The organism is Streptomyces sp. 8N616, from assembly GCF_052246385.1.
Taxonomy (GTDB): Bacteria; Actinomycetota; Actinomycetes; order Streptomycetales; family Streptomycetaceae; genus Streptomyces.
Genome location: NZ_JBQQBY010000058.1, coordinates 18,343 through 40,725 on the forward strand (window position 1 = coordinate 18,343; position 22,383 = coordinate 40,725).

Annotated in this window: 23 protein-coding genes; 15 read left to right on the top strand and 8 right to left on the bottom strand. The window is 70.7% G+C overall.

Annotated elements, in window-relative coordinates; genetic code table 11:
- Positions 1-101 precede the first annotated feature (101 nt).
- Both ACTWQC_RS34055 and ACTWQC_RS34060 read right to left on the bottom strand, forming a co-directional pair.
- Positions 102-644 (bottom strand): GNAT family N-acetyltransferase, encoded by a 543-nt coding sequence (locus ACTWQC_RS34055; RefSeq protein WP_443319728.1) that lies wholly within the window; start codon positions 642-644, stop codon positions 102-104.
- Positions 645-660: 16 nt separating this feature from the next.
- Positions 661-786: a hypothetical protein gene (locus ACTWQC_RS34060; protein WP_443319729.1), complete on the bottom strand. Its 126-nt coding sequence runs from the start codon at positions 784-786 to the stop codon at positions 661-663.
- 155 nt (positions 787-941) lie between these two features.
- Between ACTWQC_RS34060 and ACTWQC_RS34065 the strand changes: the two genes are divergently transcribed.
- The 5 genes from ACTWQC_RS34065 (at position 942) to tgmC (ending at position 5,912) form a co-directional block, all read left to right on the top strand.
- Positions 942-2,180 (top strand): helix-turn-helix domain-containing protein, encoded by a 1,239-nt coding sequence (locus tag ACTWQC_RS34065; protein WP_443319730.1) that lies wholly within the window; start codon positions 942-944, stop codon positions 2,178-2,180.
- 497 nt (positions 2,181-2,677) lie between these two features.
- Positions 2,678-2,854, top strand: a complete 177-nt coding sequence (locus ACTWQC_RS34070) for a hypothetical protein (RefSeq protein ID WP_443319731.1) — start codon at positions 2,678-2,680, stop codon at positions 2,852-2,854.
- A 749-nt stretch (positions 2,855-3,603) separates the two neighbouring features.
- On the top strand, positions 3,604-3,825 hold the full coding sequence (locus tag ACTWQC_RS34075) for a putative ATP-grasp-modified RiPP (RefSeq protein ID WP_443319746.1): 222 nt from the start codon (positions 3,604-3,606) through the stop codon (positions 3,823-3,825).
- A 220-nt stretch (positions 3,826-4,045) separates the two neighbouring features.
- Positions 4,046-4,795: an ATP-grasp ribosomal peptide maturase gene (locus ACTWQC_RS34080; protein ID WP_443319732.1), complete on the top strand. Its 750-nt coding sequence runs from the start codon at positions 4,046-4,048 to the stop codon at positions 4,793-4,795.
- Entirely contained in the window at positions 4,788-5,912 is a 1,125-nt protein-coding gene (tgmC, locus tag ACTWQC_RS34085) for an ATP-grasp peptide maturase system methyltransferase (RefSeq protein ID WP_443319733.1), read from the top strand. The genes ACTWQC_RS34080 and tgmC overlap by 8 nt, the downstream gene beginning before the upstream one ends.
- Here tgmC and ACTWQC_RS34090 read toward each other — a convergent pair.
- Entirely contained in the window at positions 5,891-6,310 is a 420-nt protein-coding gene (locus ACTWQC_RS34090) for a GntR family transcriptional regulator (RefSeq protein ID WP_443319747.1), read from the bottom strand. The two genes, tgmC and ACTWQC_RS34090, sit on opposite strands and share 22 nt — an antisense overlap.
- 235 nt (positions 6,311-6,545) lie before the next feature.
- Here ACTWQC_RS34090 and ACTWQC_RS34095 point away from each other — a divergent pair, with 235 nt between their 5' ends.
- Both ACTWQC_RS34095 and ACTWQC_RS34100 read left to right on the top strand, forming a co-directional pair.
- The gene (locus ACTWQC_RS34095; protein ID WP_443319734.1) at positions 6,546-7,322 is read left to right on the top strand and encodes a protein kinase domain-containing protein; all 777 of its coding nucleotides are present in this window, start codon (positions 6,546-6,548) and stop codon (positions 7,320-7,322) included.
- Between the two features lie 56 nt (positions 7,323-7,378).
- Positions 7,379-7,819, top strand: coding sequence for a GNAT family N-acetyltransferase (locus ACTWQC_RS34100; protein WP_443319748.1), 441 nt, complete (start codon positions 7,379-7,381; stop codon positions 7,817-7,819).
- Here the strand turns inward: ACTWQC_RS34100 and ACTWQC_RS34105 are convergent.
- Positions 7,797-8,759 carry a cyclase family protein gene (locus ACTWQC_RS34105; RefSeq protein ID WP_443319735.1) on the bottom strand — a complete coding sequence of 321 codons (963 nt, stop codon included), beginning with the start codon at positions 8,757-8,759 and terminating at the stop codon, positions 7,797-7,799. The two genes, ACTWQC_RS34100 and ACTWQC_RS34105, sit on opposite strands and share 23 nt — an antisense overlap.
- Before the next feature lie 234 nt (positions 8,760-8,993).
- Between ACTWQC_RS34105 and ACTWQC_RS34110 the strand changes: the two genes are divergently transcribed.
- The 4 genes from ACTWQC_RS34110 to ACTWQC_RS34125 all read left to right on the top strand — a co-directional run bounded on the left by ACTWQC_RS34110 (position 8,994) and on the right by ACTWQC_RS34125 (position 12,992).
- A complete protein-coding gene (locus ACTWQC_RS34110; protein WP_443319736.1) occupies positions 8,994-9,215 on the top strand; it encodes a hypothetical protein in 222 nt (73 codons plus the stop codon).
- A gap of 107 nt (positions 9,216-9,322) precedes the next feature.
- Complete coding sequence (gene pip, locus ACTWQC_RS34115) at positions 9,323-10,285, top strand: prolyl aminopeptidase (RefSeq protein ID WP_443319749.1); 963 nt, start codon at positions 9,323-9,325, stop codon at positions 10,283-10,285.
- A 122-nt stretch (positions 10,286-10,407) separates the two neighbouring features.
- The gene (locus ACTWQC_RS34120; protein WP_443319737.1) at positions 10,408-11,826 is read left to right on the top strand and encodes an aldehyde dehydrogenase family protein; all 1,419 of its coding nucleotides are present in this window, start codon (positions 10,408-10,410) and stop codon (positions 11,824-11,826) included.
- A gap of 86 nt (positions 11,827-11,912) precedes the next feature.
- Positions 11,913-12,992: a Zn-dependent alcohol dehydrogenase gene (locus ACTWQC_RS34125; protein ID WP_443319750.1), complete on the top strand. Its 1,080-nt coding sequence runs from the start codon at positions 11,913-11,915 to the stop codon at positions 12,990-12,992.
- Between the two features lie 7 nt (positions 12,993-12,999).
- Here ACTWQC_RS34125 and ACTWQC_RS34130 read toward each other — a convergent pair whose 3' ends face one another.
- On the bottom strand, positions 13,000-13,710 hold the full coding sequence (locus tag ACTWQC_RS34130; RefSeq protein ID WP_443319738.1) for a TetR/AcrR family transcriptional regulator: 711 nt from the start codon (positions 13,708-13,710) through the stop codon (positions 13,000-13,002).
- A 129-nt stretch (positions 13,711-13,839) separates the two neighbouring features.
- Here ACTWQC_RS34130 and ACTWQC_RS34135 point away from each other — a divergent pair, with 129 nt between their 5' ends.
- Both ACTWQC_RS34135 and ACTWQC_RS34140 read left to right on the top strand, forming a co-directional pair.
- On the top strand, positions 13,840-14,991 hold the full coding sequence (locus ACTWQC_RS34135) for an acyl-CoA dehydrogenase family protein (protein WP_443319739.1): 1,152 nt from the start codon (positions 13,840-13,842) through the stop codon (positions 14,989-14,991).
- A 164-nt stretch (positions 14,992-15,155) separates the two neighbouring features.
- A complete protein-coding gene (locus ACTWQC_RS34140) occupies positions 15,156-15,758 on the top strand; it encodes a TetR/AcrR family transcriptional regulator (protein WP_443319751.1) in 603 nt (200 codons plus the stop codon).
- A 26-nt stretch (positions 15,759-15,784) separates the two neighbouring features.
- Here ACTWQC_RS34140 and ACTWQC_RS34145 read toward each other — a convergent pair whose 3' ends face one another.
- Positions 15,785-16,246 (bottom strand): MaoC family dehydratase, encoded by a 462-nt coding sequence (locus ACTWQC_RS34145; RefSeq protein ID WP_443319740.1) that lies wholly within the window; start codon positions 16,244-16,246, stop codon positions 15,785-15,787.
- A 130-nt stretch (positions 16,247-16,376) separates the two neighbouring features.
- Here ACTWQC_RS34145 and soxR point away from each other — a divergent pair, with 130 nt between their 5' ends.
- Positions 16,377-16,838 carry a redox-sensitive transcriptional activator SoxR gene (soxR, locus tag ACTWQC_RS34150; RefSeq protein ID WP_443319741.1) on the top strand — a complete coding sequence of 154 codons (462 nt, stop codon included), beginning with the start codon at positions 16,377-16,379 and terminating at the stop codon, positions 16,836-16,838.
- Positions 16,839-16,917: 79 nt separating this feature from the next.
- On the opposite strand, the gene ACTWQC_RS34155 is transcribed toward soxR, so the two are convergent.
- Positions 16,918-18,363, bottom strand: coding sequence for an amidase (locus ACTWQC_RS34155; protein WP_443319742.1), 1,446 nt, complete (start codon positions 18,361-18,363; stop codon positions 16,918-16,920).
- A gap of 308 nt (positions 18,364-18,671) precedes the next feature.
- Entirely contained in the window at positions 18,672-19,277 is a 606-nt protein-coding gene (locus tag ACTWQC_RS34160; protein ID WP_443319743.1) for a hypothetical protein, read from the bottom strand.
- Between the two features lie 274 nt (positions 19,278-19,551).
- Here ACTWQC_RS34160 and ACTWQC_RS34165 point away from each other — a divergent pair, with 274 nt between their 5' ends.
- Positions 19,552-22,362, top strand: a complete 2,811-nt coding sequence (locus ACTWQC_RS34165) for a penicillin acylase family protein (protein WP_443319744.1) — start codon at positions 19,552-19,554, stop codon at positions 22,360-22,362.
- Positions 22,363-22,383 lie beyond the last annotated feature (21 nt).

A 22,383-nucleotide genomic window follows, 5' to 3' on the forward strand; every position in this document is an offset into this window, starting at 1 on the left:
CCCGGGAGGAAAACCACAGACAGGCGTCGCCGTGGTCCTTATGATGATCGTCGGGCGGCATCTGCACGCAGCGGCGAGTACACGAACGCACCCAGCCTGGATCAGCGCAGATGGCGCAGCATGGTCGCGTAGACCGGGGCATCGGGGAACGGCTGCTGGTCGCCAACGTGCTTGTAACCCCAGCGCTCGTAGAGCGCCTTTACCCTCGGATGCGTCGGCTCCACCAGGAGGGTCACCCGTTCTTCCGATCGACCGGAAAGCAGGTCCTCGTGGATCAGCTGCGCGTTGCCGGTTCCCCGCCAGGGCTTGCGAACCATGAGCTCGAAGAGGGCCAGCGTTCGCGCACCGTCCTCGGCAGTGTCCTCTTCGGGGAGTGGTTCCAGCATCCCTGCCCACCACCGCGATTCCGCGGGAAGCGGAGAAGCGTACGCGTAGCCGATCACCTGACCGTCGGCGTACCCGACAACGGCTTCCCAGCCAGGTCGAGATGCGTGGCCGTTCAAGCGCTCCTCGAATCGCTCAACCGAGAAGAACGGGTCTTCCAGCTGGTCGGCGTAGACCTCGGCGTACACGTCGACCAAGGCGCTGCGAATATCCGGCAGTTGGTCCAACGCGTAGTGGTTCAGCTCGATCGCGGCGGGCATGGTGTCGTCTCCCTCGTCAGGCGATGCGGGCGCGCTCATTCCATTCACGAGTGAGCCTCGCATCGTTTATCTCACGAGCTAAGTCTTCCTGGATCAGGCCGCATTCGGTCATTCGTTTCTTGAGAGCGTCATTGACTCCCATGGCACTGAACGTAGCTCTCCCATCGCAGCCCAGCCAGACCGCAGGTAATGGACGCGTAAAGTCTTCCGGTCGGGCGCGAGGGGAGCTGCACCTCTGCGCAGCCCTCCGCGCCTTGCCTCTTGCGGCGTACGCTGATCTGTGAGAGGCGGTGACCCATGTCGGAGGAACTGGCAGACAATCTGCGCAAATTCAGGCGTGGTGCAGGGCTGAGCCAAGAGCAGCTAGCCCACCGAGCAGGGCTGTCCGTCGGCCCCATCCGCACCATCGAACAGGGCGGCAATGTCCGTATGGAGACGCTGCACGCCATCGCTCGCGCCCTGGGCGTGAAGACATCGGCGCTCTTGGCTGCCGGCTCTCCGGAACCGGTGAAGCACGATGACCCCAACACCCTGAACCTCCGAGACCTGCGAATCGCGCTGTCTCCGGCCGTGAGCCTGATCTCCACCCCTGCCCCGTCGGGGGATGAGCCGGACCTGAAACGTCTCCGGCGGATGACCCATGACAACGCGGTCCTCTACTTCGAGGACAGTTACCGCAGCATCGCGGCGGACCTCCCGGCGCTCATCCGCGCCGCTGATGACGCCGTGGCGTACTACGACGACGGGGAGGAGCGCGTCCACGCGCTCATGGCCCGTTCTGAGGCCGTGCAGCTGGCCGGCCGTTATCTGACACAGATCCGGCAATACGACCTTGCGCACTCCGCGATCAAGTCAGCACTTGCCGACGCGCGAGCCGCTGGCAGCAACCTGACCGCCGCCTCCGCGGTCGGGGGCATGTGCTGGCTCCTGATGCGTACGGACCGTCTGGACGAGGCGGAGGACATCGCGGTCACCGCCATGGATCTTGTGGAACCAAAGATCAAGGGCGCGTCGCCCGACGAGTACGCGACCTGGGGCGGACTGGCCATGGAAGCGGCTGCCGCTGCCGCTCGGAACAACCGGCCTGACGAGGCCAGGGCGCTCAGGAAGATGGCGGGCACTGCGGCTAAGGCGGTCGGGACCGCTCATCGGAACCTCTTCCGTCACTGGTCACTTTTCGGCCCAGTCACAGCCGCCATGAAAGAGCTGGAAGACGCCATGGTGGTGGGTGATGCTCGAATGGTCGTCAGGAAGTCCGGCGAGGAAGAAGCCCTACAGCCCAAGGCATGGAAGCGACTTGGCCACCCCAGCACCAACGACGGGAATCGCTACCACCTGGACCTAGCCAGGGCGCGTGTCCGTACGGGGGATCCCTCGGCGGCCATGGAAGAGCTGACGCGGCTGGACAAGATCGCTCCAGAATGGTTCCGGCACCAGGCGTCAGCTGTCGTGACCTTCAATGAGGTCACGGAGAAGCGCCGGACACTGTCGACAGAGATGCGGGAGGTGGGCGCTCACCTGGGCGTCTTCGCATAACTACACAGCCACGATGCACTTTTGACGATCCGTCGTTGAAAGTGCATCGCTGCGTTTCTGGTCCCCTTTCGTCGCGCTCCCTACGGTCAATACCGTCCAGTCACGGAACGAAAGGCAGGCGTCACCGTGGGCGAGAGGCGATCGGACGCGGAGAAGGAGCGGCGCAGGAACCTTGCCGACGCTGCGGCGGGACTCTCGATCCTGCCCGCGCCGCCCATCGGCAGCGTGCGGATAGACGCCCGGACCGGTCGGGTCGGGGTGGTCATGGGGCACGTCGGCGGTCTTGTGCAACTTCGCCCACAGGGCGGGGGCCAGGAGTGGGACGCGCTTCACGAAAACCTCCGGCGGGTTCCGGAGGGCGCGTGATGACCGTGGACAGTGCGAACCCCCGACTCCTTCCGTGGTCCACGCCCGACGGCCGGCCGTGCTACCTCTGGCCTGACGGCGGGGGGTACCTCTCGTCTCTCGCAGACGGTCTAGAAGCGATCCAGCTCTCCATGGGAGCCGAACTCCTCGCGCATGCTGGCGAGATGCTGGCCGACCGCAGCGCTTCCAGGGAGGAACTGCGCTTCCTGGTGATGCGGATGGGCGAGGCGTTGTCGGACGCGCTGAGGGTTGCCGAGAGTCGGGGCGGTCGCCTTCGGCCGACGGACGGCGAGGGAGCGACCGCATGAATGCCCAGGGGCAGCAGGAGGAGGTATGGGAGCCCGGCGACATAGTGAAGGACACCCAGCGTGGACGTGCGGGCATCGTGCTAACTGCTTCGCGGCGGTACGTACATCTGCGGCCTGTCGGTAACGGTGAGCAGTGGGATGCCGATCCGAGCAAGGTCCGACGCCTCACAGCCCGGGAAGAGTTGAGCGTCAAGCTCGCGTGGCTGAACGCCGGACAGAGGCGGGGCAAGTAATGCGTGCCGTCGGCCGGTACGCCGGTCTCCTGTTCATCGTCGCCCTGAGCCTCGTTACCGGCCTCGTGATCGGTCTAGTGATCGTCGGTGATCCCGGCCCTTAAAGCCCCGTCCCTGGTGATGCTGGCTGGCGGACTACATCACCCGAGTTCGTCTGGCAAATGACCCCCGTCCGTCACCAGGGGCGGGCCCCAAAGAAGAGCAATCCAAGGAAGAGAGGCCCGTGGGCGGTAAGAAGGAAAAGAGCACCGGAGGCCCGACCGTTTTTCCGGGGCGTGTGCCTGCCAAGAGGCCGGTACCCAACCCGACGGGCAACCGTGCGGAGCGGCGCGCCGCCGAAAAGGAGGCTCGTAAGAAGTAGGGCCCCGCCGATCCCCGCTCCGGCTGGATCATCCGCCCGCAACCCTTGGACAGGTCGAGCGCCAGCCGGAGCGGGCATGCAAGTGCAGTGTCCACCCTGACCGAGGAGGCACCTTGCAAGGGACCACCACTCAGCCGGCGTTGGCGCCGTGGGGCATGCGCCGCATGGCTCCACTACGCAATGGCGAGCCCTCGCCGTGGCAGTACGCGGGCATTGACCCGCAGACCCAGACCGGCCGCTGGATCGGCAGTGACGGCCAGATAACCCCGGCCGAACTCGGCAAACACGGGACATCCGTCAACACGTACCCGCCCACGAAGGTCGGGAAGGACGGCAAGGTAGACCCCGACACCGGCCACGATGCACAACAGGACTAGGAGGTAGGGCCGTGGACGGACGCCCGGTGTTGGTCTCCACCGAGTACGAAGACGCGACCGCGGACCTGGTCATTACGGAGCTGAACCGGCGCCGGGTGCCCGTCCTCCGATTCGACCCCGGGCGGGACTTTCCCGCTCCGGCGGTCTTGGCGGCCCGCCTGGGTTCTGCCGGATGGGGCGGCACTCTGACGATCGGGGAACATACGCTGACCTCGGCAGCGTGCGCGCTCTCTATCACCGACGCCCCAACATCTACGCCGCGGACGACGACAGCCAGGGCGCCAAGTTCGCCGCGCAAGAGAATCGGCGGGGCCTGGGCGGAGTCCTGGCCTCTCTGCCCGGCTGCCTGTATCTCAGCCATCCCCAGGCCATCGCACGCACCGAGTACAAGCCTGCGCAGCTGGCGACCGCATGCCGGGCCGGGTTCATCCTGCCCGCAACCCTGATCACCAGCGATCCGGCCGAGGCGAAGACCTTCACCGCGGAACAGCCCACGATCTACAAGCCGTTACACGCCGCTGCCTACGAGGTCGACGGAGAGCCCGCAGGCATCTGGGCCGCCCCGGTCGCCCCGGGGGAGATCGACGAGACCGTGAGCCGCTGCGCCCACTTGTTCCAAGCGCAGGTGCCCAAGGTGGCGGATGTGCGCGCCGTCGTGGTGGGCACTGAGGTGTTCTGTGCACGGATCACAGCACCGCCGGGCGTGGTGGACTGGCGCGCGGAGTACCGGAACCTGAGCTACGAAGCCGTGGCGTGCCCCGAGGAGATCAAGAGTGCACTCTTGCAGTTTCTCGCGGCCTTCGGCCTCCGTTTCGGGGCCTTCGACTTCGCCGTGACCGCTGACGGCACATGGTGGTTCCTGGAGTGCAACCCCAACGGCCAGTGGGCATGGCTGGAAGCGGCGGCGGACCTACCCATCGCAGCGGCTATCGCTGACCTCCTGGAGAACGGAGAGTCCCCACGTGACTGACACCGCATCCGCCGAGCAGCTACGCGCCGAACTCGCTCAGCACCTCACTAAGGCCGGAGCCCTGCGCACCCCAGCGTCGGAAGAGGCTGTGACCTCCGTGCCCCGCGAGGCGTTCCTCTCGCGTGGCTGGTTCGAGCACGACGGAGGAGGTTGGTACCGGCCCGTTTTCCCGGCCGACTCCAGTGCCAGCCTCTCGCGGGTCTACGAGGACGACACCCTTGTGACCCAAGTAGCGGGAGCGGTCTTCCCCGATCAGGTGGAGGGCCGCATCGCCGCCGCCCCGTCCTCCTCCTCCACCCTTCCGAGCCTCGTCGTGCGGATGTTGGAAGAGCTGCACGCCACGGAGGGCTCCCGCGTCCTGGAGATCGGCACCGGGACCGGCTACTCCACCGCCCTACTCGCCCACGTCGTCAGCGAGGACAACGTGACCACGGTGGAGGTGGACCCGGAGCTCTCTGCACGCGCCGGGATGGCGCTCGCGGGCATCGGGTGCTACCCCCTGCGCGTCGTTGGGGACGGCCTGGCGGGGCATCCGGACGAGGGCCCGTATGACCGCGTGATCGTCACCTGTGGCGTACACACGGTCCCGTCCGCCTGGATCGAGCAGACTCGGCCCGGCGGGAAGATCCTGGTCACGGTCGGCGGCTGGATGCACGCCTCCGAACTGGTCTGCCTCACGGTGGCCGACGACGGCACGGCCAGGGGGCCCGTACTCGGAGGACAAGTCTCCTTCATGCTGGCCCGGCCCCACATGCCGCCCCCGCTCGGCATCCTGCCCAACTTCGACGAGGCGGAGGCGGAGCCCGCGTCCCTGGGCGCGGATGCGTTGGAGAACTGGACACCCCGGTTCATCGCGCAGTTCGCCGCGCCACGGGCCCAGCGCCTCACGCTTCCCCGGAACGACCGGACAGACCACATCATCATTGACGTGGAGGCCGGAACGTGGGCCTGCGTCTTCCAGGACGACGGGCGATGGATGGTGCGGCAGGGCGGGCGCGAACACCTCTGGGACAAGATCACGCGCGAGATCACCGCATGGCGTTCGGCAGGCGAACCCCCTGTCGAACGCCTACAGCTGCACGTCGGCCCAGACGATCAGCGCCTCTCGTGGAACTGAGCCTTCGGTGCTGACCCCAAGCAGCCCCATCCGTCTGCCGTTCCCCCGTGACAGACGGACGGGGTTCTTCTATGCCTCGGCGCCGCGGTGCGTTCCGCCACGTATGTGCCCCGCTGAGGCACGACGCACAGATACCCGGCATCCACGAGTGCGGAGATCGACCGGCGCACAGTCGGCCGGGACAGTCCGTATTCCTCCACAAGACGGGCTTCGGATGGGATCGGATACCGCGGCTTCCAGTCACCCCGCTCAATGCGCGCCCGGAGGATGCCCGCGAGCGGCTGAAACTGAGGCTTTGGAGCGTCCGGCCGGATCTTCGCATCGGGGCGCTCCGCCGTCCCTTCCATCGACCCGACCTGTTGCCATCCACGCCGGGTGTCGCTCGCACCATCGCCCATGCCGTCGAAGACGGGCACGACGTGCTCGCCACAGTGCCACGCCTGCGGAACGTTGCCCAGATCACTGCCGATGCCTGGCCGATCGTCCGGGCCTGGGCCGACGAGAAACGAGACGCGTCATGACGAACGAAACTCCGGTCGCCGCGCTCGCCGCCGGAATTGACCGGCCCCAGTCCGCCGAACTCATCTCCGACCGCCGTGGATCACGCGCCTGGAAAGTCACCGCCGAAGGGGGGTGCACCTGGCGCTCAAGGCCAACGCTCCCGGCGACGCCGCGGACGGTCGGGACAAGGCGGCCGAACTGGCGCAGGAAACACAGACTTTGGTCGAGCTGGCGAGGCTGGGAGCCATCGACCCGGACTATTTGCAGGCGTCCGGCACATGGGCGGAAGGCCGGTGGATTGCGGTCCGTTGGATCGATGGGCACCCCTTGTGGCGTTCCTGGGCGCCGGCGCGCGATCCCGAAGGAGATCGCGACCTCGTACGGGAAAGGCTGCTCACCACGACGCGTACATTGGCGGCCCGGCTTGCTGCGCTGCACACGGCGGGATGGACCCATGCCGACGTACAGCCCACGAACACCTTCGTTGATCACCATGGGGTCGCTCACGTGATCGACTATGCCCTTGCCTGCGGTCCTGAAGGCGCACGCGAGCGGCGCCCGTACCGGGGAGCGCTGACTCACACCACCGCTCCGGAAATCGCCAGTGCCATCCTCGCCACGAGCGCAGGCACCCATATCCCGGCGGCCCCAGCCGCCGATATCTGGGGTCTTGGTGCGTCTCTCTACTGGTGCTGGACCGGATATCGCCCCGTGCGATACCTCGACGAAGTCGACCGTGCCGAGAAGTTGCAGGCCATCGCAGCTGGGCACACGGTCGCACTGGACACAGTCCGGCCCTGGTCCTTCCCGGTTTTCGAAGATCTCATCACGGCGTGCCTTGCCCCCGACCCGACCGACAGGCCCACCGCGAGCGATCTGGTCGCCCAGCTCGAGAAGGCCCCGGCGTGAATCTCCGACGCGCCACAGCCGACGACGCTCCCGAACTCGTGCGGCTACGCCGGGTTATGTTCGCTGCCCTGGGGCCCGTCTCCGAAGGTCCGTGGGTTGAGCATTGCACAGACATCTTCGCGCACTGCCTGACCGACGACCCCACTATGGCCGCCTATGTCATCGACGACGGAACCGGGCGCCTGCTGTCCTGCGCCGTGGGGGAGTACGAACCCCGCCTGCCCGGTCCCCGGAGCAGCGCTGCGCACGTCGGACACGTCCGCTCCGTGGTCACCGACCCTGCCCACCGCCGCAAGGGCTGCGCGCGAGCATGTGTGGCTGCGCTCCTGCACTGGCTCGCGGGCCAGGACTGCTCGCAGGTTCAGTTGCGGGCGTCGGCCGAGGGGCAGCGCGTGTATGCAGGTCTCGGCTTCGAAGTCATGACGGATGTCTTCATGTCCTGGCGGCCTGCAGCATGTCCCGTTGGTGAGGCGGTCAAAGAATCGCGATCGGATTGACCGGAGAGCCGGTGGCCCGCGGCAGCCGGAGCGGTGCGATCACGCACAGGAACGACCAGCGGCCCTCCCGTTCGCAGACCGGCAAAAGGTCCTCGAACTGCAGGTAGTCCAGCAGATGCACGCCCAGGGCGTGCACGGCGAGCACATGGACGGGGTAGGCCACGCCCTCCGCGAGGCTCGGGGCGACATCGCTGTTGCCGTCGCTGCCCAGGACCGCGACCCGGCGTTCGGCCACGAACTCCGCCGCGTCCGGGTGCAGTCCGGCGCGGGCCTCCGATGCGGCCCACGGCCCGAGTTCGTCTCTGCGCCTGCGGTGGCCGACCCGTACGAGCAGGATGTCGCCCTCCCGGACGCGTACGCCCTGGGCCTCCTCCGCCGCGGCGAGTTCAGCGGCCGTCACATGGTCGCCGGGCTCCAGCCACGGGACGCCCCGCAGCCCGGGGATGTCCAGCAGGACCCCACGGCCCGCGATACCGTCCCGCGCCGCCTCGACGGTGAGCTCCTCGGCGCCGCCCTCCGTCACGGTGGAGGCGGGGACGCCGCCGTGGAGTGAGGCGTCGTAGGTGACGTGGCAGAGGGCGTCGAGGTGGCTGTCCGCGTCGCCGTGCACGTTCATGGCGAAGCGGTCCCGCGCGAAGTGGAGCCCGGGGCCGGAGTCCTGCTCGGCCCACGCAGTCATCTCGTGGCGGCACGGATCGGGGTTGTCGGGGCCGGGGCGGGTCTCCACCGGGGCGGCGAGGGTCACGGTGCGCCCGGTCCGTACCTCGGCGGCCGCGGCCAGCACCTGGGCGGACGCGCTGTACGCCAGCGCGCCGCGCCGCCCTTCCGCGTCCCGCCGGGCCCGCTCCTGAAGGTCCGCGAACAGCGCGCCGAACCCGGCCGCGCTCAGGGCGGCGGGCCCGCCGGGCCGGGTGCGCCGATTCGTCCCGCGAGCAGTCATGGCCATCTCAGCGTCGCACGCCGCCGCGGCGCGTGCCCGCTGCGCGCTACGGGGTCCGGCGGGGGCCTGACCGGGCAGACGGCGCCGCGCGGGCCCCGTACGGCGTGCGAATCCGAAGCTGTGCCCGGCGCTGGGTCCTGGGTCTGCGCTCGGCTGCTGGATCCGTTCCCGGCCGCTGGATCCGTGTCCGGGTGGGTGAGGGGGTGACCCGCTTGCCTGGCGGAAGGTGAGGGGGTGACCCGCATGCCTGGCGGAATCCGCCTGCCGCGCGCCCGCGCCCCGGTCCTGCCGGCGTTCAGGCGCTCGGCCCGGATCACGATCGCCGCCAGTGCCGCCTTCTCCCTCTGCCGCGATGCCATCGGCCTGGCCGGGCTCACCCTCGGCTGTCTCATCCGAACCGCCGCCACCACCGCCGCCACCACCACCGCTACCGCACCGCCGCACGGGGCCGGTTGACCGCCCCTGACGTCGGAGCTGACGTCGGAGAGCGATCCGGTCGTGGCGGCCGCGCCCCGCGTGAGACGGTGGCCGTCCGTACCGAGCTGCGCGGGGAGGGGCGTCAGATGGCCGGTCCGTACCCGGAGGCCGAACCGTACGAGAGCGGGATGCTCGAGGTGGGCGACGGCAACAGCCTCTACTGGGAGACCTGCGGCAATCCCGCGGGCAAGCCGGCGGTCGTGCTGCACGGCGGACCGGGGTCGGGGTGTACGCCCGGGTGGCGGCGGTTCTTCGACCCCGACGCGTACCGGATCGTGCTGTTCGACCAGCGCGGCTGCGGCAGGAGCACCCCGCACGCGAGCGACCCGGCGGTCGGCCTGGCCGCCAACACGACCCGCCACCTGCTCGCCGACATCGAGAGCCTGCGGCGGCATCTGGGCATCGACCGCTGGCTGGTACTCGGCGCGTCATGGGGCTCCACGCTCGGGCTCGCGTACGCCCAGAGGCATCCCGAGCGCGTCTGCGAGACCGTGCTGTTCAGCGTCGCCACCACCACGCGGCGCGAGGTGGAGTGGGTCACGCGCGGCGTCGGCCGGTTCTTCCCCGGAGAATGGGCGCGCTTCCGTGACGGCGTGCCGGCCGCCGACCGGAGCGGCAGCCTCGCGGCGGCGTACGGCAGGCTGCTGCACGACCCCGATCCGGCCGTTCGGGAGAAGGCCGCCCGGGACTGGTGCGCCTGGGAGGACTCCCACGTCGCCGTGCGGGCGGACCACGAGCCTGATCCGCGCTACGACGACCCGGCGTTCCGGATGGCCTTCGCCCGGCTGGTCACGCACTACTGGCGGCACGCCGCATGGCTCGACGACGGCGCGCTCCTGCGGGGCGTGGAAGCCCTCGCCGGGACCCCGGGCGTCCTCATCCACGGCCGCCTCGACCTGAGCAGCCCGCCGGACGTCGCGTGGGAGCTCTCTCAGGCGTGGCGCGGCAGCGAGCTCGTGCTGGTGGACGACGCGGGACACGGCTCCGGATACCCGGACATGACCGAAGCCGTCCGCGTGGCCACCGACCGCTTCGCCGTGCGTTCATGACACGGCCACCACATCCGCGCCCAGGTGATGGGCGTGACATGACCCACCCTGGCGGTACCAAAACTACCGCCGCTAGTTTGGGTTCCGTACGGAGAACGCCCGACGGTCCGGGAGGACGCACGATGAAGGCCCATGACGGGATGTACATCGACGGGGACTGGCGGCCGCCCGTCGGCGCCGGCACGATCGAGGTCGTGAACCCGGCAGACGAGCAGGTCATCGGGCTCGTACCGGCCGGCGTCGCGGAGGACGTCGACGCCGCCGTGGCCGCCGCCCGCGCCGCGTTCCCCGGCTGGGCCGCCACCCCGCCCGCCGGGCGCGCGGCCCGTATCGCCGCGCTGCGCGACGCGCTCGCCGCGCGCCGCGACGAGATCGCCGAGACCGTCACCGCGGAACTCGGCTCACCGCTCGGCTTCGCGCAGAAGGTGCACGCCGACCTGCCGATCGCGGTCGCGGGCGGCTACGCCGAGCTGGCCGCCACCTACGCGTTCGAGGAGAAGGTCGGCAACTCCACCGTCCTGCACGAGCCGGTCGGCGTCGTCGGTGCGATCACGCCCTGGAACTACCCGCTGCACCAGATCGTCGCCAAGGTCGCGGCCGCGCTCGCCGCGGGCTGCACGGTCGTGCTGAAGCCCGCCGAGGACACCCCGCTGGTCGCCCAGCTCTTCGCGGAGGCGGTGCACGAGGCGGGCGTGCCGGCCGGCGTGTTCAACCTCGTCACCGGGCTCGGCCCGGTCGCCGGGCAGGCGCTCGCCGAGCACGACGGCGTGGATCTGGTGTCCTTCACCGGCTCCACCGCCGTCGGCAGGCGGATCGGGGCGGTGGCCGGCGGCGCGGTCAAGCGGGTCGCCCTCGAACTCGGCGGCAAGTCCGCCAACGTCATCCTCCCGAGCGCCGACCTGGCCCGGGCGGTCGGCGTCGGCGTCGCCAACGTCTTCGCCAACTCCGGCCAGACGTGCAGCGCCTGGACCCGGATCCTGGTGGACGCCGCGCGGTACGACGAGGCGGTCGAGCTCGCGCGCCAGGCCGCGGCCAAGTACGTCCCCGGCGACCCGCGCGACGCGGCCAGCCGCCTCGGCCCGGTCGTCAGCGCCAGGCAGCGCGACCGCGTCCGCGGCTACATCGAGCAGGGAGCGGCCGAGGGCGCTCGTATCGTCGCGGGCGGCCCGGACGCCCCCGAGGGCCGCGAGACCGGCTACTACGTCAGCCCGACGGTCTTCGCCGACGTGACCCCGGAGATGACGATCGCCCAGGAGGAGATCTTCGGCCCGGTCGTCACGATCCTGAAGTACGAGGACGAGGACGACGCCGTACGCATCGCCAACGGCACGGTGTACGGGCTCGCGGGCGCGGTCTGGGCGGCTGACGAGGACGAGGCGGTGGCCTTCGCCCGCCGCCTGGAGACCGGCCAGGTCGACATCAACGGCGGCCGGTTCAACCCCCTGGCCCCCTTCGGGGGCTACAAGCAGTCGGGCGTGGGCCGCGAACTGGGCGCCCATGGCCTGACCGAGTACCTCCAGACGAAGTCGCTGCAGTTCTGAGTTCCTGAGGACGCCCGAGCCCGGCGGCCGCCATGACTGCGGCTGCCGGACTCGACCCCGAATCCGCCCGTACCGAGGAGAATCCCGTGGTCCGCGCCGCCGTTCTGCCCGCCGTCAACGCACCTCTCGAGCTCATCGAGATCGACCTGCCGCAGCCCGGCCCGGGCCAGGTGCGGGTGCGGCTCGCCGCCGCCGGGGTGTGCCACTCCGACCTGTCCCTGTCCAACGGCACGCTGCGCCAGCCCGTACCCGCAGTCCTCGGCCACGAGGGCGCGGGCACGGTCACCGCGGTCTGCGACGGCGTCACCTCCCTCGCCCCGGGCGATCCGGTCGTCCTCAACTGGGCACCGTCCTGCGGCAGCTGCCACTTCTGTGGCCTCGGCGAGCCCTGGCTGTGCGCCAACGCCATGGCGGGCGCCGGCGCGCCGTACGCCCGTACCGCCGACGGGCGGGAGCTCTACCCCGGCCTGGGCAGCGCGGTCTTCGCCGAGGAGACCGTCGTCTCGGCGCACGCCGCGCTGCCGCTGCCGGACGGGGTGCCGCTCACGGACGCGGCCCTGCTCGGCTGCGCGGTCCTCACCGGATACGGCGCGATCCACCACGCCGCGAAGGTACGGGAGGGCGAGTCCGTCGCGGTGTTCGGCGTGGGCGGGGTCGGGCTCGCGGTGATCCAGGCGGCCCGGATCGCGGGAGCGGGGCCGATCGTGGCCGTCGACGTCTCCGCGGGCAAGGAGGAGCTGGCGCGCAAAGCCGGCGCGACGGACTTCCTGATCTCCGCCCCGGACACCGCGAAGCAGATCCGCACACTCACGGGCGGACACGGCGCGGACGTCGCCGTCGAGTGCGTGGGCCGCGCCGAGACCATCCGCACCGCCTGGGACTCCACCCGCCGCGGCGGCCGCACCACGGTCGTTGGCATCGGCGGCAAGGAACAGCAGGTCTCCTTCTCCGCCCTGGAGCTCTTCCACTTCGGCCGCACGCTCTCCGGCTGCGTCTACGGCAACTGCGACCCGGCGAAGGACCTCCCGCTGCTCGCCGACCACATCCGCGCGGGCCGCCTGGACCTGGCGGGCATGGTCACCGAGCGAATCGCCCTCGACGGCATCCCGGCCGCCTTCGAGGCGATGCTCGCGGGCCGCGGCGGGCGGACCCTCGTCGTCTTCTAGCGCCTGCTCAGCGCGCTCGCTTGACCCGTCCCTCGTCCCCGGCGCGCGCCGGACTCCTGTCATCGGGGAGTTGCCGCAGGGCTGCCTCGTACTGCATCGCCAGCCCGTCCACCAGAGCCGTGAGACCCGTCTCGAAGGCGCCCTCGTCGACCTGCTGCTGACGGTCGGCCAGCAGGTGGGCCTGGCCCAGGTGGGGGTAGGCAGCCGGGTCGTACGCGGTCGCGTCGTCGACGAAGCCGCGCGCGAAGGAGCCGAGCGCCGAGCCCGCGACGAAGTAGCGCATCAGGGCGCCGATCCTGGTCGCCTGGGCCGGCGGCCAGCCCGCGTCGACCATGGCGCCGAAGACGGCGTCCGCCATCCGCAGACCTGCCGGGCGGCGGCCGGGGCCGCGGGCGAGGAACGGCACGATGTTGGGGTGGGCGGCGAGCGCGGCGCGGTACGAGCGCGCCCACTCCAGCAGTGCCGTACGCCAGTCCGTACGGCCCCCGGGCGCGGCCTCGAACATCGACAGGTCGACCTGGCCCACGACCGTGTCCGCCGCCGCGTCCAGGATCTCGTCCTTGACCTTGAAGTGGTTGTAGAGCGACGGGCCGCTCACCCCGAGCTCCGCCGCCAGCCGCCGTGTCGAGACGGCCTCGAGACCCTCCTCGTCGATCAGCGCCAGGGCTGTCTCGACGATTCGGTCGCGGCTGAGCAGGGGCTTGCGTGGGCGGGCCATGCCGCACATAGTAGAGGCCGCCCCGCATAAACTAGCACCGCTAATTTATGCGGGGCTCCGGCGGAAGCCATGAAAGCCGCGAGATCCACGCCATCCACGCCATCCGCGACAGCCCACGAAAGGTGCGCCGTGAACCTGGAGCTCTCCGAGGAGCAGGAGGCCGTCCGCCGACTCGCCAAGGACTTCACCGACCGCGAGATCGTCCCGAACGCCGTCGCGTGGGACCGGGCGGAAAGCGTCGACCGCGGCATCGTGAAGACCCTCGGCGACCTCGGCTTCCTGGGCCTCACCATCCCCGAGGAGTACGGCGGATCCGGCGGCGACCACCTCGCGTACGTCCTGGTCACCGAGGAGCTGGGGCGTGGCGACTCCGCGGTGCGCGGGATCCTGTCCGTGTCGCTCGGCCTGGTCGCCAAGACGATCGCCGCGTGGGGGAGCGAGGAGCAGAAGCGGGCGTGGCTGCCCCGGCTCTGCTCGGGCGAGGCGGTCGGCTGCTTCGGCCTCACCGAGCCCGGCACCGGCTCCGACGCTGCGAACCTCACCACGCGCGCGGTGCGCGACGGTGACCACTACGTCATCGACGGCACCAAGATGTTCATCACCAACGGCACCTGGGCGGACGTCGTCCTGCTCTTCGCCCGCACCGGCCAGGAGCCCGGCCACAAGGGCATCAGCGCCTTCCTCGTCCCCACCGGCACACCGGGCCTCACGCGCCGCGAGATCCACGGAAAGCTCGGCCTGCGCGGCCAGGCCACCGCCGAGCTGATCCTCGAGGGCGTCCGCGTCCCGGCCTCCGCCATGGTCGCCCCGGAGGGCAAGGGCTTCTCGGTCGCCATGTCGGCGCTGGCCAAGGGCCGGATGTCGGTCGCGGCGGGCTGCGTCGGCATCGCGCAGGCCTGCCTGGATGCGGCAGTGCGGTACGCGGGCGAGCGCGAGCAGTTCGGCCGGCCGATCGCCCGGCACCAGCTCGTCCAGGAGCTGATATCCGACATCGCGGTGGACGTCGAGGCGGCCCGGCTGCTGACGTGGCGGGTGGCCGACCACATCGAGCGCGGGCTGCCGTTCGCGACCGAGTCCTCCGTCGCCAAGCTGTACGCGAGCGAGGCCGCGGTGCGCTGCGCCAACAACGCCCTGCAGGTGTTCGGCGGGTATGGCTATATCGATGAATACCCCGCGGGCAAGCTGCTTCGCGACGCCCGCGTGATGACGCTCTACGAGGGCACCAGCCAGATCCACAAGCTTCTGATCGGCCGTGCGCTGACGGGCGAATCGGCGTTCTGACGCGGCCCGCGCGGACAGGCCCCCTAAGCGCTTGCTCAGCTTCAGAGGTATGGTGTTCGTCCGGCCGGCGGAGGGTCCGCGGGGCCGGAGGACGGGACGTGCGTGCAATGGGCACCGAGGCGGAGCGGACGGCTGACCGTACGGGCGGGAAGGCACCCGAGCGTATGGCCGAGCAGTGGGACGACGTCGCACCCGACGCGGCCAGGCGACTGGTGATCGCCGCGGTCCAGGCCTTCGCCGAGCGCGGCTACCACGCGACCACCACCCGCGATATCGCCGGCCGCGCCGGCATGAGCCCGGCCGCCCTCTACATCCACTACAAGACGAAGGAAGAGCTGCTCTTCCAGATCAGCAGCGTCGGCCACCGCCTCTCGGTGGGGATCCTCCAGGATGCGGCAGCCGGCGACGGCACCCCCGCCGACCGCCTCGGTGCCGCCGTACGCTCCTTCGTCCGCTGGCACGCCGAGCGCCACACCACCGCCCGCGTGGTCCAGTACGAGCTGGGGGCGCTGGGCGAGGAGCACTACGCGGAGATCGTCGGGCTGCGCCGCGAGGTCGACGCCACGATGCGGTCGATCATCCAGGAGGGGGTCGACGCGGGCGACTTCGACGTACCCGACGTCGCCGGCACGACGCTCGCCGTGCTGTCCCTCTGCATCGACGTGGCCCGCTGGTTCAACCCGGAGGGCCGGCGCACCCCCGACGACGTCGGGCGGCTGTATGCCGACCTCGTCCTGCGGATGGTGGGCGCCGCCCCCCGGGGCTGACGACAGAACCGGCTGGAGCGAACCGGCTAGAGATAGAAGCGGCTCACCGTCTCCGCCACGCACGCCGGCTTCGCGCCGCCCTCCCGCTCGACCGTCACGCTCGTGGTCAGCTGCACGCCGCCCTCGACCTCGGTCACCTCGGCGATCTTTCCGGTCGCCCGCAGGCGCGAGCCGACCGGCACCGGCGAAGGAAAGCGCACCTTGTTCGAGCCGTAGTTGATCCCCATCCGCACGCCCTCGACCCGGAGCAGCTGCGGCACGAGCGCGGGCAGCAGCGACAGCGTGAGATAACCGTGGGCGATGGTCGTGCCGAACGGCCCGGCCGCGGCCTTCTCCGGGTCCACGTGGATCCACTGGTGGTCGCCGGTCGCGTCCGCGAACAGGTCGATCCGCTTCTGGTCGACCTCCAGCCAGTCACTGAAGCCCAGCTGGTCGCCGACCGCGGACCGCAGCTCGTCGAGCGATGAGAAGACCCGGGGTTCCGCCATCTCCGATACCTCCACCGGCTTTGCGCACGCACCGTGCGCAACGTTACGTACTAAGCAGTTGCTCAGCACCTGCCAGCATGGTTCGAAGGCGGTCTTCTGTCAACGCGTCGCCGACGTAGGGTTGGGACCTGTGCCGCAGATACCCACAACTGTTCACGAGCTCACCGTCGGCCAGCTGTCCGCGCGCAGCGGCGCAGCCGTGTCGGCATTGCACTTCTACGAGTCCAAGGGCCTGATCAGCAGCCGCCGGACGTCGGGCAACCAGCGCCGCTACAACCGTGACACGCTGCGCCGCGTCGCGTTCGTACGCGCCGCGCAGCGCGTCGGCATCCCGCTCGCCACCATCCGGGACGCGCTCGCCGAGCTGCCCGACGAGCGCACCCCGACCCGCGAGGACTGGGCCAGGCTCTCCGAGACCTGGCGCTCCGAACTCGATCAGCGCATCCAGCAGCTCAACCGGCTGCGCGACCACCTCACCGACTGCATCGGCTGCGGGTGCCTCTCGCTCGACACGTGCGTGCTCTCCAACCCGGACGACCGCTTCGGCGAGCACGGGGACGGCTCGCGGCTGCTGGTGCAGCGCAAACGCTGAACCGCCCAGCCACGCGAGCCACCCGAGCTGTCCCGGCTGCGCAAGCCGCCCGAGCCACCCCCGGGCGGACCCGGCCCGGTCACCAGACGGCCGGCCGCCGCCCCGCCCACGGCCGGGCCTCCTCCAGTTCGGCGGAGAGCGAGATCAGGGTCGTCTCCTCGCCGTAGCGGCCGCCGAACATGACGCCGATCGGCAGGTCCTCGTCCGTCCAGTGCAGTGGCACGCTGACGGCGGGCTGGCCGGTGGCGTTGTAGATCGGGGTGAACGGAGTGAAGGCGGCCATCGCCGCGAACTCGGCGTCCGGGTCCGCATCGTTGCGCAACCCGCCCACCAGGGCCGGGGGCTGGGCCAGGGTCGGGGTGAGGATCGCGTCGTAGCCCGTCCCCGGGGTCAGCAGCGCGTCCGCGATCATCTGCCCCAGGGCCCGGAACGCGTACATCGAGTCCGCGAACTCCTGGCCCGTCACCTTGCCGCCGCGCTCGCGCAGATGGCGGCTGAGGGGCTGCAGCAGCCCTTCGGCGCCGGGCGGCACCGGGCGCGCCAGGGCCATCACGTCCCAGACCGCCGTGAAGGCGCGCCGCACCGTGTCGTCCACCGGCAGCTCCAGCTCGTCCACGTGGTGGCCGAGTTCGCGCAGCAGCGCGGTCGCGCCGTCGGCGGCGGCGCGGCAGTCGGGGTGCAGCTCCACGCCGGGAACGGGCGGCGTGAGCAGCGAGACGATCCGCAGCCGGCCGGCCGGGCGCCGCCGGGCGGCCGCGAGGAAGGTCTCGCACGGCGGCAGGGACGGAGCGCCGTACGGGTCGCCTGGCATCGGCCCGGCGAGCACGTCGAGCAGCACCGCCGCGTCAGCGACCGTACGGCCGATGGGCCCGGACGTGCTGAGCCCGCTGATGTCGTAGAGGACCGGGCCGCCGCTGACCCGGCCGCGGCTTGGCTTGATGCCGAACAGACCGCAGACCGAGGACGGGATGCGGATCGATCCGCCGCCGTCGCTGCCGTGGGCGACGGGCGCGAGGCCGCCCGCGACGGCGGCCGCCGCCCCGCCGCTCGACCCGCCCGCGGACCGGTCGAGGTCCCAGGGCGTACGGGCCGGGGGCGCGACCTTGTTCTCCGTGTAGCAGGGCAGGCCGAACTCGGGGGTGTTGGTCTTGCCGAGCATCACCGTGCCCGCGGCGCGCAGCTTGGTGACCACATGGTCGTCGACGTCGGGGATGTGGTCGCTGAAGGCCTCGGAGCCGAAGGTGCAGCGCACGCCCGCCACGAGGTTGAGATCCTTGACCGGCACCGGCACGCCGTGCAGCGGTGGCAGTTCCCTGCCCTCGCGGCGCGCGGCCGTCGCCTCGTCCTCCGCTGCGGTGGCCTCCTTCCGGGCGATCTCGGGCGTAAGGGTGATGAACGCGCCCAGAGTCTGGTCCAGTTGGTCGATCCGTCGCAGGTAGTGCTCGGTCAGCTCGAGCGGCGAGAGCGTCCCCTCCCGGATTCCCTCCGCCTGCTCCAGCGCTGTCAGATCGTGCAGCTCGGCCATGCCCGTCCGTTCTCTCGGCGACTGGGGCAGAATCGTCGCACTACCGTCTGGTAACGGGCCAGACCTCGCCGTGTCCGAGGTGGGTCGCCGTCCCATGTCTCGTCGCGGCCTCCGGCGTCGCGGCGCCCGGCGGAAGCCTCGCTGCGCGGGACTCCGACGCCGCCAAGGCGGCGCTGCGTGGCCCGGTCGGCGGTGGCCCGCCCCGTTTCCGGGACTGCAGGGTGCGATGGAGCCGGCGACCGGGTGTCGCCGAGTGGCATCCGGCGGGGGGAAGGGCTGCCGGACACGGCGCGGGGTGACGTGGTGCGCTACGAGGCCAGCGCCGCTCTTCGGCATCTCTTGGCCGTCATCAGCGCCTCGTCCGTCAGCACGGCTTCGGGCACGACGATGCCGCAGCCCGTGCAGACCGGTCCCGAACCCGGATGGCGCTCCAGGCCGTGGCGCCAGACGATCCGGTCGTCCGCGCACACCGGGCACACCTCGCGCGGCTCCGACTCCAGCGCCGAGATGAGACGTCGGAGGACGTGGGGGAGGGGCGCCGTCGGGTGGTGCTGCGGATCGTCGCACCAAGCCACGCCGCACCCGCCCCACGTGCGGCGATGCCAGTCGTCCAGAGCGCCGGGCTGCCGGATGCCCGCGTGCTTCTCGCGCTTGCGCCGGGCCGCGAACTCCACGTCGTACGCGAGCCAGACGGTCCGCGCCTCCTCCAGCTCCGCGAGTGCCGCGACGAGCCGCGCGGGCTCCGGCTGGCGGTCTCCCGTTCCGATGCCGACCCGGGTGCACAGGTGGTGCCAGGTCGCCCGGTGTCCGTAAGGGGCGAATTTCTCCAGGCACTTGCGCAGGGCGGTGCGCCGCTGCCGGGTCGGGATCCGTGGGTCGCGTACGTGCTCGGCGAGGGCTCTGAATCCGGCCATCTTCCTTGCCACCTCCGTGGCTCGAACTTCGGCTGGTACTCCGGCGATGAGGAATGGACGGATCCCGAAGCGATTCGGATCCATCGAACGGCCTGGCGATTCGCGGCCGGAGCCGTGGACGGGACGGGCGTTGGTGCTCTCGCCGGGGCGCTCAACTCCCCGCGTGATTCCTGCAGATCCGGAAGAAGCTGACGTCTGTTCATCTTCCGGTGGCGCAGTACCGGCGGTAACCTCCCGGCCACCGTTTTGGGTCCCGTACTCGGGAGGAGCAGGAATGCGACCGCGCACCCCACGCCTCACCGCCGCCCTGCTCGCGCTGATCGCCGGACTGGTCTCGCCGTTGCCGCAGGCCGCCGCCGCAGAGCCGAGCAGCCCACCCGTCGCCGACTACTGCCAGGGCCAGTGCGCAGACATCCTGCCGCCGGGCGAGAACGGCAACGCCACGCTCGCCGAGATCCTGGCCCACCGCCTCTTCGGCACCCGCCCAGCCCACAGCTCCGACCAACTGGGCCCGTACAACGACCTCGTGGCAGGCCATACCTCCCTCACCGACGACACGTTGACCGAGTTCTTCAACGACTCCTCCTTCGGTGTGCCCGAGGACCAGGTCGCCTCCGTCACCAGGCCGCGCCCCGACGTGACGATCACCCGCGACAAGAAGACCGGCGTGCCGCACATCCAGGGCACCACGCGCGAAGGAACCGAATTCGGCGCCGGATACGCGGCCGGCCAGGACCGGCTCTGGCTCATCGACCTCTTCCGGCATATCGGCCGCGGGCAGCTCACTCCCTTCGCGGGCGGCGCACCCGCCAACCAGGGCCTGGAGCAGCAGTTCTGGCCGCTGGCGCCGTACACCGAGAAGGACCTCCAAGCCCAGATCGACCGGATCACCGAGACGGGCGGCGAGCGCGGGAAGCAGGCCATGGCGGACGCGCAGGCGTACATCGACGGCCTCAACGCATACCGGGAGCAGTCGAAGAACGGGCGCTACTTCCCCGGCGAATACGTCCTCACCGGCCATATCGACGCCATCACCAACGCCGGTGAGATCGAGCCGTTCAAGCTCACCGACCTGATCGCGCTCGCCTCCGTCGTCGGCGGGCTCTTCGGCAACGGCGGTGGCGGAGAAGTGCAGTCGGCGCTCTCGCTGCTCGCCGCGCAGCAGAAGTACGGCGTCGCCGAAGGCACGAAGGTGTGGGAGTCCTTCCGGATGCGCAACGACCCTGAGTCCGTGCTCACCGTGCACGACGGGCAGCGCTTCCCGTACGCGGGCAAGCCGGACAGGGCGCGCGGCTCCGCCCTTCCGGACCGCGGCTCGGTCACCCCTGAGCCGCTGGTGTTCGACCGCACGGGCGCGGCGGCCGATTCCGGCAAGCCCCGGGCAAAGGATCCGGTCAAGGCCCCGAAGAAGCTGAAGCCGTTGCAGGGCATCTTCGACGACGGGGTGCTGCCCGCCGATCTGTTCAGCAGGCCGCGGGGTATGTCCAACGCCCTGCTCGTCTCGGGCGAGCACACCGCGAGCGGCAACCCGGTCGCCGTCTTCGGTCCGCAGACCGGCTACATCGCCCCCCAGCTGCTGATGCTCCAGGAGCTCCAGGGCCCCGGCATCAGCGCACGCGGCGCGTCCTTCGCGGGCATCGGGATGTACGTCCAACTGGGCCGCGGCCAGGACTACTCCTGGAGCGCGACCTCGGCGTCCCAGGACATCACCGACACCTACGCCCTCGAACTGTGCGAACCGGACGGCTCCCCGCCCGCCAAGGACTCCACGCACTACCGCTACCGCGGCAGCTGCAAGCCGATGGAGAAGCTCGAGCAGCGCAACGCGTGGAAGCCGTCGCTGGCCGACTCCACCCCGGCCGGCTCGTACCGGATGCAGGTGTACCGCACCGAGTACGGCACCGTGACGCACCGCGCCACCGTCGGCGGCAAGCCCGTCGCGTACGCGCTGCTGCGCGCCACCTACCGCCACGAGGCCGACTCGATCATCGGCTTCCAGATGCTCAACGACCCGGGCCATGTGCGCGGCGCGCGATCCTTCCAGCGCGCGGCGCAGCACATCGACTACGCCTTCAACTGGTTCTACGCCGACTCGCGGGAAGCCGCTTACTACAACAGCGGCCTGAACCCCGTACGCGCTCCCGGCGTCGACGCGTCCCTCCCGGTGAAGGCCGGAAAGGCTTACGAGTGGCGGGACTTCGACCCGGTCGCCAACACCGCCGCCTACACCCCGCCCGCCCAGCACCCGCAGTCCATCGGCCAGGACTACTTCGTCTCCTGGAACAACAAGCAGGCGCTCGACTACTCCTCGTCCGGCTTCGGCAACGGCTCGGTGCACCGCGGGGACCTGCTGGACGACCGGGTGGCGGCGCTCGTGGGCCGTGGCGGGGTGACCCGGGCCTCGCTCACCCGGGCCATGGCCGACGCCGGGCTCGCCGACCTGCGCGGTGAGGCGGTGCTGCCCGAGCTGCTGAAGGTGCTCCGCAGCAAGCCCATGACCGATCCGCGACTCGCAGCGGCCGCCGGGAAGTTGGAGTCCTGGCTCGACGCGGGCGCGGAGCGCCGCGAAACCGCCCCCGGGTCGCACACCTACACCCACCCCGATGCCGTACGCATCATGGACGCCTGGTGGCCGCTGCTCGTCGAGGCCGCGTTCAAGCCGGGTCTCGGCACGGAGCTCTACGACGCGCTGCGCGCCAACATCCCGGTCGACGAATCCCCGTCGGCGGGCCACGGGCCCACCGGGTCGCACGCCGGCTCGTCCTTCCTGTCCGGGTGGTGGAGCTATGTCGACAAGGACCTCCGCCGGCTGCTCGGAGAGCCGGTGAAGGGGCGGCTCGCGAAGGCGTACTGCGGCAACGGAGACCTGTCCGCCTGCCGCGAAGCCCTTCTCGCGAGCCTCGGGCAGGCCGCCGCCAAGCCCGCCACGGAGGTCTATCCGGGCGACGCCTCCTGCACGGCGGGCGACCAGTGGTGCGCCGACGCGATCATCCACCGGCCGGTCGGCGGGCTCACCCACGACACCATCCACTGGCAGAACCGTCCGACCTTCCAGCAGGTCGTGGAGTTCCCACGGCATCGGTGACATGGGGCGCGCGGGGCCTGC